Source organism: Roseovarius sp. 217 (assembly GCF_000152845.1).
In the GTDB taxonomy this organism is placed as follows: Bacteria; Pseudomonadota; Alphaproteobacteria; order Rhodobacterales; family Rhodobacteraceae; genus Roseovarius.
In genome coordinates this window covers 3,017,562-3,033,215 of record NZ_CH902584.1, presented here as the reverse complement: position 1 = coordinate 3,033,215, position 15,654 = coordinate 3,017,562, and the positions used below count along the sequence as shown (strand labels likewise).

The window sequence follows — 15,654 nt, the reverse complement described above, 5'->3', positions numbered from 1 at the left end:
TGTATAGATGTTCATAACGCGCTTTGCCCCCTCGCCGACCGGCCCACTGCATCTGGGGCATGCCTATTCCGCGATACTGGCCTATGACCGGGCGCAGGCTGAGGGGGGTACCTTTCTTCTGCGTATCGACGACCTCGATCAGACCCGTTGTCGCCCGGAGTGGGAGGTGCAGATTTTTGACGATCTAGCGTGGCTTTGGCTAGGCTGGCCCCTCCCCGTGCTGCGCCAGTCCACCCGCCTACCCCGCTATCGTGCGGCCTTGAAATCGCTTTGGAATCAGGGGCTTATCTACCAATGCTCATGCAGCCGTGCCGATATTCGCGCGGCCACCTCCGCCCCGCAAGAGGGCGCGCCGCTCTTGGGCCCCGATGGCGTGATCTATCCCGGCACCTGCCGCCCCGCGACCCCACCGCAGGGCCCTATGCCCGAGGAGTGCGCCCTGCGCCTTGATATGGCGCGTGCCTGCAGAATGCTAAGCAGCCCGTTGATTTACAAAGAAAAAGACGAGATTATCACCCCCCACGACCTGCCGCATACTGTCGGTGACGTGGTGCTGGCGCGGCGCGAGATGGGCGCATCCTATCATCTCTCGGTGGTGGTGGATGATGCCGATCAGGGCATCACCCATGTGATCCGGGGGGAAGACTTGCAAGAGGCGACGCAAATCCATGTACTCTTGCAGCGCCTTCTTGGCCTGCCCACGCCGGCCTATCACCATCACGCCCTGATCCGCGACGCGGCGGGCAGGCGTCTGGCCAAACGGGACGACGCGCGCGCCATCGCCACCTATCGCGTCGACGGGGCCAGCCCAAGCGACATTCGCGCCCTGCTGGGCCTCTAGGCTTTCATCGTTCCTTAAATACTCATTCCGCGCCCGCAATCGGCGCCATGATCTCGGTCTCTTTTCCCTCTCGCACGGCCGTGTAGAAACACGACCGCCGGTTGGTGTGACAGGCGGGGCCACTCTGGCGCACCTGCACCAACAGGCAATCGCGGTCGCAATCGACGCGCAGTTCGACCAAGTCCTGCACATGGCCCGAGGTTTCGCCCTTGATCCAGAAGGCCTGCCGCGAGCGGCTCCAATAGGTCACGCGGCCAGTGTCCAGCGTGCGCGCCACGGCGTCCGCGTTCATCCAGGCCATCATCAGCACCTCGCCGGTCGCGGCCTCTTGGGCGATGGCGGGGATCAACCCGTTCGCGTCATACTTTAGTGTCGCCGGATCGAAGGGCATGGCGGATTTCCTTTTGCATCTGCGCGTCACGCGCCTATTTATGGGGCAACACACGAAAGGGAAAGCCATGAGCGGCGAAACCGACCTGATCAAGCTCTATTCCGCGCGGATATTGGAACTGGCGTCCGACATCCCGCATCACGGGCGGCTTGCCGATGCGCAGGCCAGCGTCAAACGGCGCGCGCCGCTCTGTGGTTCGACCGTAACCGTGGACATTCGCTGCGAGGACGGGCGCATCAGCGACTATGCCGCCGAGGTCAAGGCCTGCGCGCTTGGTCAGGCGGCGGCAAGTGTCGTGGGGCGCGGCATCATCGGCTGCGATCTGGCTCAGGTGACGGCAGCACGCGACGCGCTGCGCGACATGCTGAAATCCGACGGCCCGACCCCGCCCGCACCGTTTGACGGGCTCGAGGTGCTGCGGCCTGCGCGGGATTACAAGAATCGCCATGCGTCGATCCTTTTGACGCTCGAAGCGGTGGTTGAGGCGATGGAGACCGTGCGCGCGCAGACCTCTTGCGCCTGACGTCGCCGTCGCGCCGCTGCGATCCTTTGTGACCACGCCGTCCCTTACCTTTCGGAAAATACGCTCTACGTCCTTGGGATAAACACCGGGGACAGCGCCATGACAGGGCAGAAACTCGACCAGAACAGTCCGTTGATCGGACGATTCGATCAGTCTTTCCTGATCCATATGATCCGCGATTTCTTTGTCATCCTGTTGATGGTGACGGTGTTGGAATTCGCGCTCAAGGCCGGGATGGTCTATTACAAATTCCGGGTGCATGGCCCCACGGATGCCCAAGAGGCCGCACAGGATCTGGCCGATAACGTCCGCTCGATCATGCGCAACGAGGGCGGGCCGGTGGCCGCGCGCACGGTCTATCCGATCCTCAAGGACAATTGGGACGGGCTGGGCTATCGCATTGCGATCATCCCCTCAGAGGTTACGATCCGGTCCATTGAACAGGGGTTCGAGTTCACGCCCGAGGGCCTGCCGCGCGGCGATTGGCCTGACACCGCCCATGCAAGCGCCACCCTGCCCCTCACCGCAGAGCCCTTTTGCCTCGCCTGCCACACCGAGGCGGCGGTGGGCGACGTGCTGGGCGAGGTGACGGTGCGGCGCGATCTGGCCACGGATTTCGCGCAATGGGTCGAGGATATGCGCCTGACCGGCCTCTTGGCGCTGGCCAAGATCCTGCTGCATTCGGTGCTGTTGTTCCTCATTCTGCGCGCGCGGTTGGAGCCGCTCTTGGGTCTGCGGGCTGTGGTGAGCAATCTGGCGCGGGCCTATGGCGGGTTGACCCATCGCGCCGACATCCGCAGCGCCGATGAGTTTGGCGTTTTGGCGCGTGATCTCAATCTCTTTCTCGATCGGATCACGCGGTTGATGGGCGAGTTGGACGAGGTGCTGCGACGGGTGGTCAAGGTGAATGACGATATTGTCACGATCCAAGGCGACCTGCGGGACCGGATTGATACGCTCACCGGGCGCATCCGGCGGTTGGAGCGCGCCGCAATGGTGAGCGCCAAGTCGGAGCCGCGTCTGTCACAGGCGTGGTTTGATACGGCACGGCGCGCGGTTGCCGACCTGCGTGATCAAACCGGCGGAGAGGATGCCGTGGGACTGGTCGAGGACCTGCGCGCCGTGGTTGTCAATGCCGAGGCTCAGATCGCCGGAAGTGAGGCGCTCTTTGCCGATCTGGGCGCCTTGGGGGATGAGAGCGAACATCTGCGCCATGTCATGTCCGAAATGATCCGGCTGGAAGAGCGGATGAAGGGAATCGTCCAGACCGGCACCGTGCTGGTGCAGCGTCTCCGCCCCGCCACCGAGCCGGTGGCGTGAAAAAACCGCCGCACGCTCGGGTGAGCGGCGGCGGCAGAGTTGAGCGGGTCACAGACCCCGGACATATTTCGGGAGGAATGAGGCAAACCCCGAAAACCGGTTGGGACAGGTGGGTGTGGCGCATCCCCGACGTTGGGACAGAGGGGATGCAGCCAAGGTCAAGGACGGACCCGCAGGCAGGAACTCAGGCAGAAAACACAAAGGACAGTCAGAGAACACCCGGCAGATAGAGCGCACCGACCAGCGTCACCATCAGCGCAAGCGCGCCAATCGCATCGCCGATAATCGTATCCTGCGCACGGGTCGCAGTCGTCTTGATCTGGTGCAACATCTGGGGGCTCCTTCAGAAAACCTCTGTGTTGCCACTTTGTTCTCATATTGCGTTAACCAAGTAAAGAACTTTTTAAGAACAAATGTGAACAAAACTTCTAACCTACTGAAATCAAACGGATCGCTTGATCCTGTTCCATCAGCCACAACAGCACCCGAGCCGCGCGCCCCCGGTCGGACACGAGGTCAGGATCGTCATGCAAGAGCTTGCGGGCATCCGATTGCGCCACCGCCATCAGCGCCGATTGCGATTCGAGATCGGCGATGCGGAATCGCGGCAGCCCCGATTGCGCCGTGCCGATGAGATCGCCCGCGCCGCGCATCTCGAGATCGACCTCGCTGATCCGAAACCCGTCCTCGGTATCACGCATTGTGGTGAGCCGCCGCTCACCGCCCTCGCTGAGCGGCGCCTGATACATCAGGAGACAGGTCGAGGCCGCCTGCCCGCGCCCGACGCGTCCGCGCAACTGATGCAACTGCGCCAGCCCAAAGCTCTCGGCCCGCTCGATCACCATGATTGAGGCATTGGGCACATCCACGCCCACCTCGATCACCGTGGTTGAGACCAGCACGCTTGTCTCACCACGCTGAAAGGCGGCCATCGCGGCATCCTTGTCCTCGGGCGGCATCTGACCATGCACCAGACCCACAATCCCTTCGCCAAGGGCTGCGCGCAACCGCTTGAAGCGTTCCTCGGCGCTGCTGAGGTCCACCACCTCGCTTTCCTCGACCAGAGGGCAGACCCAATAGGCCTGTCGCCCCTCGGCAATGGCGCGGCGCAGGTGATCCACCACCTCGTCAATCCGTCCCATGCTGACCAATGCGGTCTTGATCGGTTTGCGACCGGGCGGTTTCTCGTCCAGCACGCTGACATCCATATCGCCATATTGCGCCAAGGCCAGAGAGCGCGGGATCGGCGTGGCGGTCATCACCAGCACATCGGCCTGCGCGCCCTTTTTGCCCAGTTCCAGCCTCTGCCGCACACCAAAGCGGTGTTGCTCATCGACAATCGCCAGACGCAGATCGGCGAATTCGACATCTTTTTGAAACACTGCATGGGTGCCGACGAGGATCTGAATGTCTCCGCGCTTGAGCGCTGCCAGCTTGGCGCGGCGCTCTGCCCCCTTGTCGCGACCTGTCAGGATTTCCAGCACCACACCGGCGCTCTCGGCCAAGGGTCGCAGCCCCTGCAAATGCTGGCGCGCGAGGATTTCGGTGGGGGCCATCATCACGCCCTGCCCGCCCGCCTCGACCGCGATCAGAAGCGCCTTGAACGCCACCAGCGTCTTGCCTGCGCCGACATCGCCCTGAAGCAGCCGGTTCATCCGCTGTGGGGCGGCCATATCGGCGGCAATCTCGGCAATCGCCCGCGTCTGCGCGCCGGTGAGCGCATAGGGCAGCGCCGCGAGCACCTTGGCCTGCAATGTCCCGGTGCCAATGGTTTCGCGCCCCTTGGCGCGGCGCAGCTTTGAGCGCGCGAGCGCCAGCGTCATCTGGTGCGCCATAAGTTCGTCATAGGCAAGACGTTCGCGCGTCGGATGCGCGGGCGAGAGATCACGCGCCTCATCCGGGGCATGGGCACTGCGGATCGCATCCACCCAATCGGGCCATCCGGCCTGCGCCTTTTGCACCGGGTCGATCCATTCGGCGAGCTCTGGCAGGCGCATCAGCGCCGAGTGCGCCCCTTTGGCCATCACCCGTTGGGTGACACCTGCGGTGAGCGGATAGACCGGCTCGAAATCGGGAATCTCGCCCGCTTCCTCCACGGGCAGCATGTGATCGGGATGCACCATCTGTGCGATCCCGTCGAAAAGCTCGGCCTTGCCCGAGACAATGCGGCGCGCGCCGGTGGGCAACATCTTGCGCAGATAGTCATCGCGGGCATGAAAGAAAATCAGATGAAAGCTGGTGGCGGCATCCTCAACCACCACGCGGTAGGGGCCGCCTTTGCGGGACGGTGCGCGGTGCTGACCAACTGTCACCTCGACCGTGACGATGCCGGGAAGGTCAGCCCCCTGCACCGTGGCGCGGCGGCGGCGATCCACAGCGGAATGCGGCAGGGTCAGGATCAGGTCACGCGGGCGCGTGATCTCAAGCGCGGCAAGGCTCTGCGCGGTCTTGGGCCCGATCCCCTCCAGCGTTTCCAGCCCGGCAAAGAGCGGAAAGAGGATTTCCGGCCGCCCGCTCATGCGTCCCCGATGAGGGCGAGCCAGCCATCCTCGTCAATGGTCTCAATCCCCAGTTCCGCTGCCTTCTTGGCCTTGGACCCGGCACCGGGGCCGGCGATGAGCAGGTCAGTCTTGGCACTGACCGAGCCTGCGACCTTGGCCCCAAGGCCTTCGGCCCGCGCCTTGGCCTCGGCCCGGGTCATCTTTTCCAGCGTGCCAGTGAAGACCACGGTTTTTCCGTAAATCGAACTATCGGTTATTGCCTGTTTTTCGAATTCTTTTGGGTCCACATACTTCAAAATACTATTCACAGCCGCCACATTATTGTTATTTCCAAAGAAACGGATGATCGAATCCACCGTAACTTGGCCATGCCCCACGAGAGGAAGCAACTGAGCGCAAATCTGAGCGTCCTTTTCAATAAATTCTTCCAGATTCTTCGAACTAGCGCTCCAACCACCGTAGTTATCCCAAAAAGCTTCGGGGTCCATATATTGAAAAAGGCGTGCAAATCTATTCCAGCGGAAGTGAAGAGCGTCGGCCTTTTGAAGCAACTCCTCTTTGAACGCCCCTAAAGAACCAAACTGTTCTTTTGCAGCTTCATACTTAGTAGAGTAACGCTTTGTATTCTTGAAAGTTGCATCGAAAACTTTCGTTGCTTGCTCATCGCTAACTTTCGTCAATGACTTACCGAGAAATTTTCGAAGATTAGCAAGCAGTCCAACGCCCGCCACACCCTTATATGCATATAGTCTATCCCAAAAACTCAACTCAAACTCACGAAGTTCATTTGCAACTTCAACGACCTCAAGCCAGTTCGTATCATTGCTAATATTGATGCGAGACCAATGTTCAATTGCGGTTTGAATTCTCTGATTTTTCACATCGTCGTTTGCTTGTACCAAAGCTGTCCATGAACCATGAAAATTAGCCAAATCTTTAGAGACTTCTGCACCTACGTTAGGAATACCAAGAGCAAAGATAAATCTTGGCAATTCGACTGATCTTCGAGCTTCAATCGCTTCAAAGAGCTTAGCTACGCTTTTTTCTCCCCAACCCTCTCGGTTAGCCAGCTTAGTGAGGTTCTTTCCGTCACGTTCCTTGAGGGTAAAGATGTCAGCAGGTTGCTTAATTGGCAGTTGATCGTCGTTATAAAACATTTCAATCTGCTTGGCCCCCAGCCCCTCGATGTCAAAGGCGGCGCGGGAGACGAAATGTTTGAGCTTTTCCACCGCCTGCGCCGGGCAGATGAGGCCGCCCATACAGCGGCGCACGGCATCGCCCTCTTCGCGCACGGCGTCAGAGCCGCATTCGGGGCATGTGGTGGGAAAGATGAACGGCGCGGCATTTTCGGGGCGCTTTGTGAGGTCCACATCGGCGATCTTGGGGATCACGTCGCCAGCACGGTAGACCTGCACCCAATCGCCCACGCGGATATCCTTGGCATTGCCATTTTCATCGGGCCGGATCACCGCGCCCTTACTGTCGCGCCCGGCGATGTAATCCTCATTGTGGAGGGTTGCATTGCTGACCACGACGCCGCCGACCGTGACGGGCGTGAGGCGCGCCACCGGGCTCAGCGCGCCGGTGCGCCCCACCTGAATGTCGATCGCCTCCAGCCGGGTCCAGGCCAGCTCAGCCGGGAATTTATGCGCGATGGCCCAGCGTGGCGTGGTCGAGCGAAAGCCGAGCCGCGCTTGCAGGCCCAGATCATCCACCTTGTAGACCACGCCGTCGATGTCATAGCCCAAGGTCGCGCGGGCCTGCTCGATGCGCGCGTACTGCGCAAGCAGCGCCTCGGTCCCATCACAGAGCACCGTTAGCGGGTTGGTCTGAAACCCGAGTGCGGCCAGACGGTCGATGGCCCCCATCTGCGTGTCCGCCAAGGGCGCACTCAGCTCGCCCCAGCTATAGGCAAAGAACCTGAGCGGGCGCGCGGCGGTGATGGTCGCGTCTAGCTGCCGGAGCGATCCGGCGGCGGCATTGCGCGGATTGGCGAAGGACTTGTCGGATTTGGCGGCCTGTCGCGCGTTTAGCGCTGCGAAGTCGGCATGGCTCATATAGACCTCGCCGCGCACTTCGAGAACCTCGGGTGCGCCGGTCAGGGTCTCGGGAATATCAGCGATGGTGTGCGCGTTGGCGGTCACGTTCTCGCCCACCTCGCCATCGCCGCGCGTCGCGGCCTGCACCAACCTGCCCTGCTCATAGCGCAAGCTCAGGCTCAGCCCGTCAATCTTGGGCTCGGCGGTGTAGGCCAATGGGGCGTCATCCGCCAAACCCAGATAGCGGCGAATACGGGTGTCGAACTCGGCCACATCGCCCGCCTCGAAGGCATTGCCAAGGCTGAGCATGCGGATGCGATGCGTGACCTTGGCAAAGCCATCCGACGGCGCGGCCCCCACCTGATCCGAAGCGCTGTCCGCACGTTTGAGCGCGGGCAACCGCGCCTCAATGGCCGCGTTGCGCGCCTTGAGCGCGTCATAGGCAGCATCCGTGATCTCGGGCGCATCCTCGGTGTGATAGGCCCGATTGGCCTCAGCCAAGAGCGCTGCAAGGCGCGCCAATTCCGTCCGCGCCTCGTCTTCGGTCAGATCCTCAACGGCAATCCTGTCGGTCATCGGCCCCTCTCTGATCCGGGATGAGGTGGCAACGCCTTGCCCACCTCATACCTGACCAGAGTGATAGTGCCCGACCCGCCCAGCGTCCAGAGGCCGCGCAGCCCTCAGGCACCCACCGCCAGAGGCTGCCCGTCCATTTCGCCGAGTTCGGGATCGCGCAGCACATAGCCGCGCCCCCAGACCGTCTCGATGTAATTGGCACCATCGGTGGCCTCAGAGAGTTTCTTGCGCAGTTTGCAGATGAACACGTCAATGATCTTGAGTTCCGGCTCGTCCATGCCGCCGTAGAGATGGTTGAGGAACATTTCCTTGGTCAGGGTCGTGCCCTTGCGCAGCGACAAAAGCTCGAGCATCTGGTATTCCTTGCCGGTCAGATGCACGGCCTTGCCGCCCGCATCAACCGTCTTGGCGTCGAGATTGACATTGACCATGCCAGTGCGGATCACCGATTGGGAATGACCCTTGGAACGGCGGATGATCGCATGGATGCGCGCCACCAATTCGTCGCGGTGAAACGGCTTGGTCAGGTAATCATCGGCCCCAAAGCCGAACCCCCTGATCTTGCTGTCGGTGTCACCGGCCCCGGAGAGGATGAGGATGGGCGTGGCAACCCGTGCCAGCCGCAGTTGGCGCAGCACCTCATGCCCGTTCATATCCGGCAGACCAAGATCCAGCAGGATCAGATCGTAATCGTAAAGTTTGGCCAGGTCGATGCCCTCTTCCCCCAGATCGGTGGTATAGACATTGAGATTGGCATGGGTCAGCATCAGTTCGATGCTTCTAGAGGTTGTCGGATCGTCCTCGACCAAAAGTACGCGCATTGGGGACTCCACAGGTAATTGCTTCGATACCGGACACACTGGTCAAAAATGGTTAACTACCCGTTACCAGTGTTATGGCCTCCGCCAAACTCAACTTAAGGTTACCGATAGACCTTGAGCGAGGTCACTTTGAGCGCGCCCTCGCCATGCCGCGCGACGGCAGCGATCCAGCAATCAAACTCTTCGTCACTGAGCCCATAGGTCTCGAGCGCGTCGTGCCGCGCAATCAGGCCGTAGGCGACCCCTCGCACCACCGCGAGTTTGCGCGAGGCGACCCATCGCCGTGTGTCCGGGGGCGGCAAATCCGCCCGGCTGAGAACGGTGCCATCGGGCAGGTTAACGGCCCTTGGCCCTTCGACTTTCTTGAGATACATCACGCTCACCCTTTGTCTTGATAGGGTGAGAATGCCCATCTCAGGCTTAATGGGGCGTGAAACCGGGTCTTGAGAGTGTTTAGGATTTTCCTATATTCTGAAAGACCCGAGCGGAGGCCACTATGGCACTGGATACGAACAAACCACTGAATTCGCTTGGATTTCCCAAGCCCCCAGCCGAGACCCGCGTGGTCGTGGCGATGTCAGGCGGCGTCGACAGCTCGGTTGTGGCCGCGCATCTGGCCTCTGAGGGTTATGACGTTGTGGGCGTCACGCTGCAACTTTATGACCATGGCGCGGCGCTGGCCAAGAAGGGCGCCTGCTGTGCCGGGGTGGATATTCACGACGCGCGCCGCGTGGCCGAAGAGATGGGTTTTCCGCATTACGTGCTGGATTACGAGAACATCTTTCGTGATGCGGTGATTGACGAGTTTGCCGACAGCTATCTGGCGGGGGCGACGCCCGTGCCGTGCATCCGCTGCAACGAGCGGGTCAAGTTCAAGGATCTCTTGGAAACCGCCCGCGATCTGGAGGCCGATTGCATGGCAACCGGGCACTATATTCAGCGCAAACTAGGCTCGCAGGGGCCGGAATTGCATTGTGCAAGCGATTCGGCGCGCGATCAGTCGTACTTTCTGTTCTCGACCACGCCCGAGCAACTTGACTATCTGCGGTTTCCGCTGGGGCATCTACCGTCCAAGGCGGCGACGCGGGAACTGGCCGCGCAATACGGGCTTCAGGTGGCGGACAAGCCTGACAGTCAGGACATCTGTTTCGTGCCCAACGGCAACTATGCCAGCGTGATCGAAAAACTGCGCCCCGGTGCCGCGGAACCGGGCGAGATCGTGCATGCCGATGGCCGGGTTTTGGGCCAGCATGAGGGGGTCATTCACTACACCATTGGTCAGCGCCGGGGCTTGGGCATCGGCGGGCTGGAAGAGCCGCTCTATGTCGTGCGCCTTGATGTCGATGCGCGCCGGGTGATTGTCGGGCCGAAAGAGATGCTCTCGACCCGCACTGTGCCGCTGCGCGAGATTAACTGGCTGGGCGATGTGCCGATGACATCGCAGACGGAATGGCAGGTCTCGGTCAAGGTTCGCTCAACCCGCCCGCCGCGCGAGGCCGTTTTGCGGCCCATTTCAGCGACCGAGGCGACAGTCGAATTGCTCACCCCCGAAGAAGGTGTGTCGCCCGGTCAGGCCTGCGTCTTCTATGAGACGGACGGCAGCCGCGTGCTGGGTGGCGGCTGGATCTGGCGCGGCGCGTCTGCATGAGCCGCAGGCAGGGCGCGCCCTGCCCCGCTCAGGTGTTGAAGAGGAAGTGTAGAACGTCGCCATCCTTGACGACATAGCTTTTACCCTCAGAGCGCATCTTGCCCGCATCCTTGGCCTTTTGCTCGCCGCCCAAGCCCACGAAATCGTCATAGGCAATGGTTTCGGCGCGGATGAAACCGCGCTCGAAATCGCCGTGGATGACGCCTGCGGCCTTGGGGGCGGGCGTGCCTGCGGGGATGGTCCAGGCGCGGGCCTCTTTCGGGCCGACGGTGAAATAGGTTTCCAGATGCAAAAGCTCGTAACCGGCGCGGATCAGACGGTCGAGACCGGCCTCGTCGAGCCCCATTTCAGTGAGGAACATTTCGGCCTCATCCGGTTCGAGCTTGGAGATTTCTTCTTCGATCTGGGCGGAGATCACGACCGAGGCCGCGCCCTGGTCGGCGGCCATTTTTGCCACAGCGTCGGAATGGGCGTTACCGGTGGCGGCATTGGCCTCATCGACATTGCAGACGTAGAGGATTGGCTTGGCGGTCAGCAGTTGCAACATTTTCCAGGCTTTGGTGTCCTCGGCATCGACCTGCACGGTACGGGCGGGGCGGCCCTGTTCCAGCGCAGCCTGTGCCTGAGCGAGCAGGCGCTCGGCCTGAACCGCGTCCTTGTCGCCGCCCTTGATCTTGCGTTGCAGCCCGGCGCGGCGTTTCTCGACCGACTCGAGATCGGCCAGCATCAGTTCGGTTTCAATCGTATCGGCATCGGCCACCGGATCGACGCGGCCCTCGACATGGGTCACGTCGCCATCCTCGAAGCAGCGCAGCACATGGGCAATGGCATCCGTCTCGCGGATATTCGCGAGAAACTGATTGCCCAACCCCTCGCCCTTGGACGCGCCTTTGACGAGGCCTGCGATATCGACAAAGGTCATCCGGGTCGGGATGATCTGTTTTGAGCCGGCAATCTCGGCCAATTTGTCTAGCCGCGCATCGGGCACGGCTACCTCGCCGACATTCGGCTCGATGGTGCAAAAGGGGAAATTCGCGGCCTGTGCGGCAGCGGTGCGGGTGAGCGCGTTAAAGAGCGTGGATTTGCCCACATTGGGCAGGCCCACGATTCCCATTTTAAAGCCCATCTCAGACCCTCCATGCGGTGAATTGCGCGCATCTACGGGTTTGCGCGGGCCAAGGTCAAGCCGGGCATTGATTTCCCGCGCGCTTTGCGCCAAACCCGCACGGACCCATTCGAAGGACATACCCCCATGACACGCATCGACGCCAAATTCGCAGAGTTGAAAGCCGCCGGGAAGAAGGCGTTTGTTTCCTATATCATGGCGGGTGATCCGGATTACGAGACATCGCTGGCGGTGATGAAGGGGTTGCCGGAAGCCGGGGTGGATGTGATTGAGTTGGGCGTGCCCTTTACCGATCCGATGGCGGATGGGCCGACAATCCAACTGGCGGGGCAGCGAGCGCTGGCGGCAGGCATGACGCTGGAGAAAACGCTGGCGATGGCGACCGAGTTTCGCAAGGGCGATGACACCACGCCCATCGTGCTGATGGGCTATTACAACCCGATCTACAATCGCGGCGTGGAGAAGTTTTTGGTCGACGCCAAGGCCGCCGGGATTGACGGGTTGATCGTGGTCGATCTGCCACCCGAAGAGGATGACGAGTTGTGCATTCCGGCGAGCAAGGCGGGCATGAACTTTATCCGCCTCGCCACCCCCACCACCGATGACAAGCGACTGCCCAAGGTTCTCGAGAACACCAGCGGCTTTGTTTATTATGTGTCGATCACGGGGATCACCGGGGCCGCCGCCGCCGAGGCGGCGGATGTGGCGCCCGAAGTGGCGCGGATCAAGGCGCAGACCGATCTGCCGGTGATCGTGGGCTTTGGCATCCGCACGCCCGAGACGGCGCAGACGATTGCCAGCGTCGCCGATGGCTGCGTTGTGGGCTCGGCGATTGTGGGCGAGATTGCCAAGGGGCGGTCTGTGGCGGATGTCCTGAGCTTTGTGCAGGGGCTGGCCGAGGGCGCACACCGCGCCTGAACGCAGAGGTCAAAGAGCGCCTCCGGCGGGAGTATTTGGACCAAGAAAAACCCGGCCGCGTGGTGGCAAATAGTTAAAAAAAGGTAAATATACCGGAGGCTTAGCCGACGATCAAGAGATTCGCGTGCTTGACTCGGCGCACGCTTTCATCTATCGGTTGTGACATGCTGGACGAATTGGGCAAGCGGCCCCGGGGGGAACCCCGGCGGCCGTTTTTTCGTGTCGGCAGGATGGAGGGTTTTCCGAAACACACCAATCATGAGGCAAGAGCACGCATGGTTTTGATCACCCCCGATGTGGGGCCCACGGGCCTGACGACCTCGATCGATGCGCTGGAGCGCCAATTGGCGGATATGCGCGAAGACCTCGCAGAGATCTATCTGCGGATCAGGGCCGGAGACCTGGATGAGTTGAAGAATGCGACCAAGGCCACTGCCGAGATCCGGCAATGGCTGAAGATCGCCATAGAAGCGGAGGCACAACTTGAAAAACGCAGACGAGAAGACCGTGGCATTGTCCACGGATACGCGCTCGATTTCGACGATGCCCGGCATCAGATCGGGTGCCGACTGGATCGCCTCAAGAGGGCCAGCTGTGAGGGACGACTTCCTCGATGCCCTGAGTGACGGGGAGCGGATGGCCCTGCCCTATCTGTTCGAATTCTGGGCATTGGAGCATCAACTGCCCCCCGAGGGCGACTGGCGCACCTGGGTGATCATGGGCGGGCGTGGCGCGGGCAAGACCCGCGCCGGGGCCGAATGGGTGCGCGCGCAGGTCGAGGGATCGCGCCCCTTGGACGAGGGGCGGTGCAAGCGGATCGCGCTGGTGGGCGAGACGATTGATCAGGTGCGCGAGGTGATGGTGTTTGGCGAGAGCGGCATCATGGCCTGTTCGCCGCCCGACCGCCGCCCGGATTGGCAGGCGACGCGCAAGCGGCTGATTTGGCCAAACGGCGCGGTTGCGCAGGCCTATTCGGCGCATGACCCCGAGGCGCTGCGCGGGCCGCAGTTCGATGGCGCCTGGGTGGATGAGTTGGCCAAGTGGAAACGGGCGCGCGAAACCTGGGACATGCTGCAATTCGGGCTGCGGCTGGGCGATGCCCCGCGTGTCTGTGTGACCACGACACCGCGCAATGTGGGCGTCTTGAAGGATATCGTGGCGGTGCCCTCGACGGTGGTGACGAGCGCGCCGACCGAGGCCAACCGCGCCTATCTGGCCGAGAGTTTCCTCGATGAGGTGCGGGCGCGCTATGCGGGCACGCGGCTGGGGCGACAGGAGCTGGATGGTCTCTTGATCGACGAGGCCGAGGATGCGCTCTGGACGCCTGCCATGCTGGAGGCGGCTCGGGTGGAGAGCCTGCCCGAGTTTGACCGGGTGGTGGTAGCGGTCGATCCGCCGGTGACGGGCCATGCCGGGTCGGATGAGTGCGGCATCATCATGGCGGGGGCGATCACGCGCGGGCCGGTGCAGGATTGGCGGGTCTGGGTGCTGGCGGATGCCAGCGTCAGCGCCGCGAGCCCCGCGCGTTGGGCCCGCGCCGCGATCCGCGCGCGCGAGCTATGGGGGGCAGAGCGGGTGGTGGCCGAGGTCAACCAAGGCGGCGATCTGGTGGAACAGGTGATCCGGCAGGTCGATCCGCTGGTTCCGCTCAGGAAGGTGCATGCCAGCCGGGGCAAGCTGGCGCGAGCCGAGCCGGTGGCCGCACTCTATGAACAGGGCCGGGTGTATCACGCGCGCGGCCTTGGCGCGTTGGAGGATCAGATGTGCGCCATGACCGCACGCGGCTATGAGGGGCGCGGCAGCCCGGACCGCGTCGATGCGCTGGTCTGGGCGATCACTGATTTGATTGTCGAGCCTGCGGCCAAATGGGTGCGGCCCAGCATCCGGGGGGTGTGAGCGCGGCTAGCCCCAAGCGCGCGCCGCAAGGACGCCCACCCAGGCAGAGAAGCCGGTCAGAACCGCGCCCCATGTCACGTCGACCGCGACCATCTGCCAGTGCCAGTTGCGCAGAGTGGCGTAATTGGTGAACTCATAGGTGCCATAGGCCATGGCCCCCAAAGCCGCCCCGGCGAGGAGCGCGTTCACCGGCGCGCCCTCGCGCAGGGCGGGGAGCGAGACAAACCACAGCACGCCGCCCACATAGGCCAGATAAAAGAGCGCGGCGGGCACAATGCGCAGCTCTTTGGCCAGCATATCGCCGATATGGGCGGCAAAGAGCGGGCGCATCACGGTCCTGAGCATGATCGCATCAAGGCCGAGGAAGACGGCGGCGGTGACAAGGTAGAGGATGAGGGTTTGCATGAGCCTGCCGAGTTTTGGGTGTTGGACGGGATACGCAAGGGGGCGGCGATTGGATGGATTATGGGGTGCGCCATAAATGCGCACCCTACAGCTGAAACGATTTTTTAACCCTGTCATGGTGTTATTTGCCCATGTCCAATTACCTGCGCCCGCACGTCGCCGGGGCCTGCGTGTTCTTTACTGTGGGGCTGGCGAACCGACGATCAGACGTGCTGACGCGCGAAATCGCGGCGTTGCGCGCGGCTGTCCGACGCACCAAGGCAGAGCGGCCCTTTGTTATTGAGGCCTGGGTTGTGCTGCCCGATCATATGCATTGCGTCTGGACCCTGCCTGAAGGCGACCACGATTTCTCGACCCGGTGGAGCGTGATCAAGGCCCGGTTTTCCCGCGCCCTGCCCCATACGCCGCGCCGTGCCAGTCACGAGGCCCGGCGAGAGCATGGGCTGTGGCAGCGGCGGTTCTGGGAGCATCACATCCGCAGCGAGGCGGGTAAGCGCGCGGCGATCCGGTATTGCTGGATCAACCCGGTAAAACACGGGTTGGTGGAGCGGTCAGAGGACTGGGCCTATTCGTCGATCCACCGTGATGGCCCCGTCGATTGGCCGTAGGATCACACCCCGTAGGGTGCGCATTCATTGCGCACCATTCA

At 62.1% G+C, this 15,654-nt stretch carries 16 protein-coding genes; 8 read left to right on the top strand and 8 right to left on the bottom strand.

The annotated features are described in order from the left end of the window. Positions 1 to 7: 7 nt before the first annotated feature. Positions 8 to 841: a tRNA glutamyl-Q(34) synthetase GluQRS gene (gene gluQRS / locus ROS217_RS14505; RefSeq protein WP_009818529.1), complete on the top strand. Its 834-nt coding sequence runs from the start codon at positions 8 to 10 to the stop codon at positions 839 to 841. 22 nt (positions 842 to 863) lie between these two features. On the opposite strand, the gene hisI is transcribed toward gluQRS, so the two are convergent. After that, a complete protein-coding gene (gene hisI / locus ROS217_RS14500; protein WP_009818528.1) occupies positions 864 to 1,232 on the bottom strand; it encodes a phosphoribosyl-AMP cyclohydrolase in 369 nt (122 codons plus the stop codon). A gap of 67 nt (positions 1,233 to 1,299) precedes the next feature. Here hisI and ROS217_RS14495 point away from each other — a divergent pair, with 67 nt between their 5' ends. Next, positions 1,300 to 1,755 carry an iron-sulfur cluster assembly scaffold protein gene (locus ROS217_RS14495; RefSeq protein ID WP_040651524.1) on the top strand — a complete coding sequence of 152 codons (456 nt, stop codon included), beginning with the start codon at positions 1,300 to 1,302 and terminating at the stop codon, positions 1,753 to 1,755. A 99-nt stretch (positions 1,756 to 1,854) separates the two neighbouring features. Then, complete coding sequence (locus tag ROS217_RS14490) at positions 1,855 to 3,075, top strand: HAMP domain-containing protein (protein ID WP_009818526.1); 1,221 nt, start codon at positions 1,855 to 1,857, stop codon at positions 3,073 to 3,075. Between the two features lie 208 nt (positions 3,076 to 3,283). Here ROS217_RS14490 and ROS217_RS24895 read toward each other — a convergent pair whose 3' ends face one another. The 5 genes from ROS217_RS24895 to sciP all read right to left on the bottom strand — a co-directional run bounded on the left by ROS217_RS24895 (position 3,284) and on the right by sciP (position 9,386). Then, positions 3,284 to 3,406, bottom strand: coding sequence for a hypothetical protein (locus ROS217_RS24895; protein WP_009818525.1), 123 nt, complete (start codon positions 3,404 to 3,406; stop codon positions 3,284 to 3,286). A 97-nt stretch (positions 3,407 to 3,503) separates the two neighbouring features. After that, entirely contained in the window at positions 3,504 to 5,594 is a 2,091-nt protein-coding gene (gene recG / locus ROS217_RS14485; protein ID WP_009818524.1) for an ATP-dependent DNA helicase RecG, read from the bottom strand. Next, complete coding sequence (ligA, locus tag ROS217_RS14480) at positions 5,591 to 8,191, bottom strand: NAD-dependent DNA ligase LigA (protein WP_009818523.1); 2,601 nt, start codon at positions 8,189 to 8,191, stop codon at positions 5,591 to 5,593. The genes recG and ligA overlap by 4 nt, the downstream gene beginning before the upstream one ends. Positions 8,192 to 8,295: 104 nt before the next feature. Then, positions 8,296 to 9,012 carry a response regulator transcription factor CtrA gene (gene ctrA, locus ROS217_RS14475; RefSeq protein ID WP_009818522.1) on the bottom strand — a complete coding sequence of 239 codons (717 nt, stop codon included), beginning with the start codon at positions 9,010 to 9,012 and terminating at the stop codon, positions 8,296 to 8,298. A gap of 101 nt (positions 9,013 to 9,113) precedes the next feature. After that, positions 9,114 to 9,386: a CtrA inhibitor SciP gene (gene sciP / locus ROS217_RS14470; RefSeq protein WP_009818521.1), complete on the bottom strand. Its 273-nt coding sequence runs from the start codon at positions 9,384 to 9,386 to the stop codon at positions 9,114 to 9,116. Between the two features lie 122 nt (positions 9,387 to 9,508). Here sciP and mnmA point away from each other — a divergent pair, with 122 nt between their 5' ends. Next, on the top strand, positions 9,509 to 10,660 hold the full coding sequence (gene mnmA / locus ROS217_RS14465; RefSeq protein ID WP_009818520.1) for a tRNA 2-thiouridine(34) synthase MnmA: 1,152 nt from the start codon (positions 9,509 to 9,511) through the stop codon (positions 10,658 to 10,660). 28 nt (positions 10,661 to 10,688) lie between these two features. Here the strand turns inward: mnmA and ychF are convergent, their stop codons facing one another. After that, complete coding sequence (ychF, locus tag ROS217_RS14460; protein ID WP_009818519.1) at positions 10,689 to 11,786, bottom strand: redox-regulated ATPase YchF; 1,098 nt, start codon at positions 11,784 to 11,786, stop codon at positions 10,689 to 10,691. Between the two features lie 126 nt (positions 11,787 to 11,912). On the opposite strand from ychF, the gene trpA reads away from it, so the two are divergent. The 3 genes from trpA (at position 11,913) to ROS217_RS14445 (ending at position 14,600) form a co-directional block, all read left to right on the top strand. Then, positions 11,913 to 12,704, top strand: coding sequence for a tryptophan synthase subunit alpha (gene trpA / locus ROS217_RS14455; protein WP_009818518.1), 792 nt, complete (start codon positions 11,913 to 11,915; stop codon positions 12,702 to 12,704). Positions 12,705 to 12,868: 164 nt separating this feature from the next. Beyond that, positions 12,869 to 13,330, top strand: a complete 462-nt coding sequence (locus ROS217_RS14450) for a hypothetical protein (RefSeq protein ID WP_009818517.1) — start codon at positions 12,869 to 12,871, stop codon at positions 13,328 to 13,330. Then, positions 13,248 to 14,600, top strand: coding sequence for a DNA-packaging protein (locus tag ROS217_RS14445; protein WP_050766389.1), 1,353 nt, complete (start codon positions 13,248 to 13,250; stop codon positions 14,598 to 14,600). Before ROS217_RS14450 ends, ROS217_RS14445 begins: the two co-directional genes overlap by 83 nt. Positions 14,601 to 14,606: 6 nt before the next feature. Here ROS217_RS14445 and ROS217_RS14440 read toward each other — a convergent pair whose 3' ends face one another. After that, positions 14,607 to 15,005, bottom strand: a complete 399-nt coding sequence (locus ROS217_RS14440) for a DUF2177 family protein (protein ID WP_009818515.1) — start codon at positions 15,003 to 15,005, stop codon at positions 14,607 to 14,609. Positions 15,006 to 15,136: 131 nt separating this feature from the next. Between ROS217_RS14440 and ROS217_RS14435 the strand changes: the two genes are divergently transcribed. Continuing rightward, positions 15,137 to 15,613, top strand: a complete 477-nt coding sequence (locus tag ROS217_RS14435; protein WP_009818514.1) for an REP-associated tyrosine transposase — start codon at positions 15,137 to 15,139, stop codon at positions 15,611 to 15,613. The last annotated feature ends 41 nt before the right edge of the window (positions 15,614 to 15,654 follow it).

What these genes read in the sequence shown, in the direction of transcription:
- gluQRS (WP_009818529.1), top strand. Translation starts at nt 8, where the DNA reads ATGTTCATAACGCGCTTTGCCCCCTCGCCGACCGGCCCACTGCATCTG.
- hisI (WP_009818528.1), bottom strand. Translation starts at nt 1,232, where the DNA reads ATGCCCTTCGATCCGGCGACACTAAAGTATGACGCGAACGGGTTGATC.
- ROS217_RS14495 (WP_040651524.1), top strand. Translation starts at nt 1,300, where the DNA reads ATGAGCGGCGAAACCGACCTGATCAAGCTCTATTCCGCGCGGATATTG.
- ROS217_RS14490 (WP_009818526.1), top strand. Translation starts at nt 1,855, where the DNA reads ATGACAGGGCAGAAACTCGACCAGAACAGTCCGTTGATCGGACGATTC.
- ROS217_RS24895 (WP_009818525.1), bottom strand. Translation starts at nt 3,406, where the DNA reads ATGTTGCACCAGATCAAGACGACTGCGACCCGTGCGCAGGATACGATT.
- recG (WP_009818524.1), bottom strand. Translation starts at nt 5,594, where the DNA reads ATGAGCGGGCGGCCGGAAATCCTCTTTCCGCTCTTTGCCGGGCTGGAA.
- ligA (WP_009818523.1), bottom strand. Translation starts at nt 8,191, where the DNA reads ATGACCGACAGGATTGCCGTTGAGGATCTGACCGAAGACGAGGCGCGG.
- ctrA (WP_009818522.1), bottom strand. Translation starts at nt 9,012, where the DNA reads ATGCGCGTACTTTTGGTCGAGGACGATCCGACAACCTCTAGAAGCATC.
- sciP (WP_009818521.1), bottom strand. Translation starts at nt 9,386, where the DNA reads ATGTATCTCAAGAAAGTCGAAGGGCCAAGGGCCGTTAACCTGCCCGAT.
- mnmA (WP_009818520.1), top strand. Translation starts at nt 9,509, where the DNA reads ATGGCACTGGATACGAACAAACCACTGAATTCGCTTGGATTTCCCAAG.
- ychF (WP_009818519.1), bottom strand. Translation starts at nt 11,786, where the DNA reads ATGGGCTTTAAAATGGGAATCGTGGGCCTGCCCAATGTGGGCAAATCC.
- trpA (WP_009818518.1), top strand. Translation starts at nt 11,913, where the DNA reads ATGACACGCATCGACGCCAAATTCGCAGAGTTGAAAGCCGCCGGGAAG.
- ROS217_RS14450 (WP_009818517.1), top strand. Translation starts at nt 12,869, where the DNA reads ATGCTGGACGAATTGGGCAAGCGGCCCCGGGGGGAACCCCGGCGGCCG.
- ROS217_RS14445 (WP_050766389.1), top strand. Translation starts at nt 13,248, where the DNA reads ATGCCCGGCATCAGATCGGGTGCCGACTGGATCGCCTCAAGAGGGCCA.
- ROS217_RS14440 (WP_009818515.1), bottom strand. Translation starts at nt 15,005, where the DNA reads ATGCAAACCCTCATCCTCTACCTTGTCACCGCCGCCGTCTTCCTCGGC.
- ROS217_RS14435 (WP_009818514.1), top strand. Translation starts at nt 15,137, where the DNA reads ATGTCCAATTACCTGCGCCCGCACGTCGCCGGGGCCTGCGTGTTCTTT.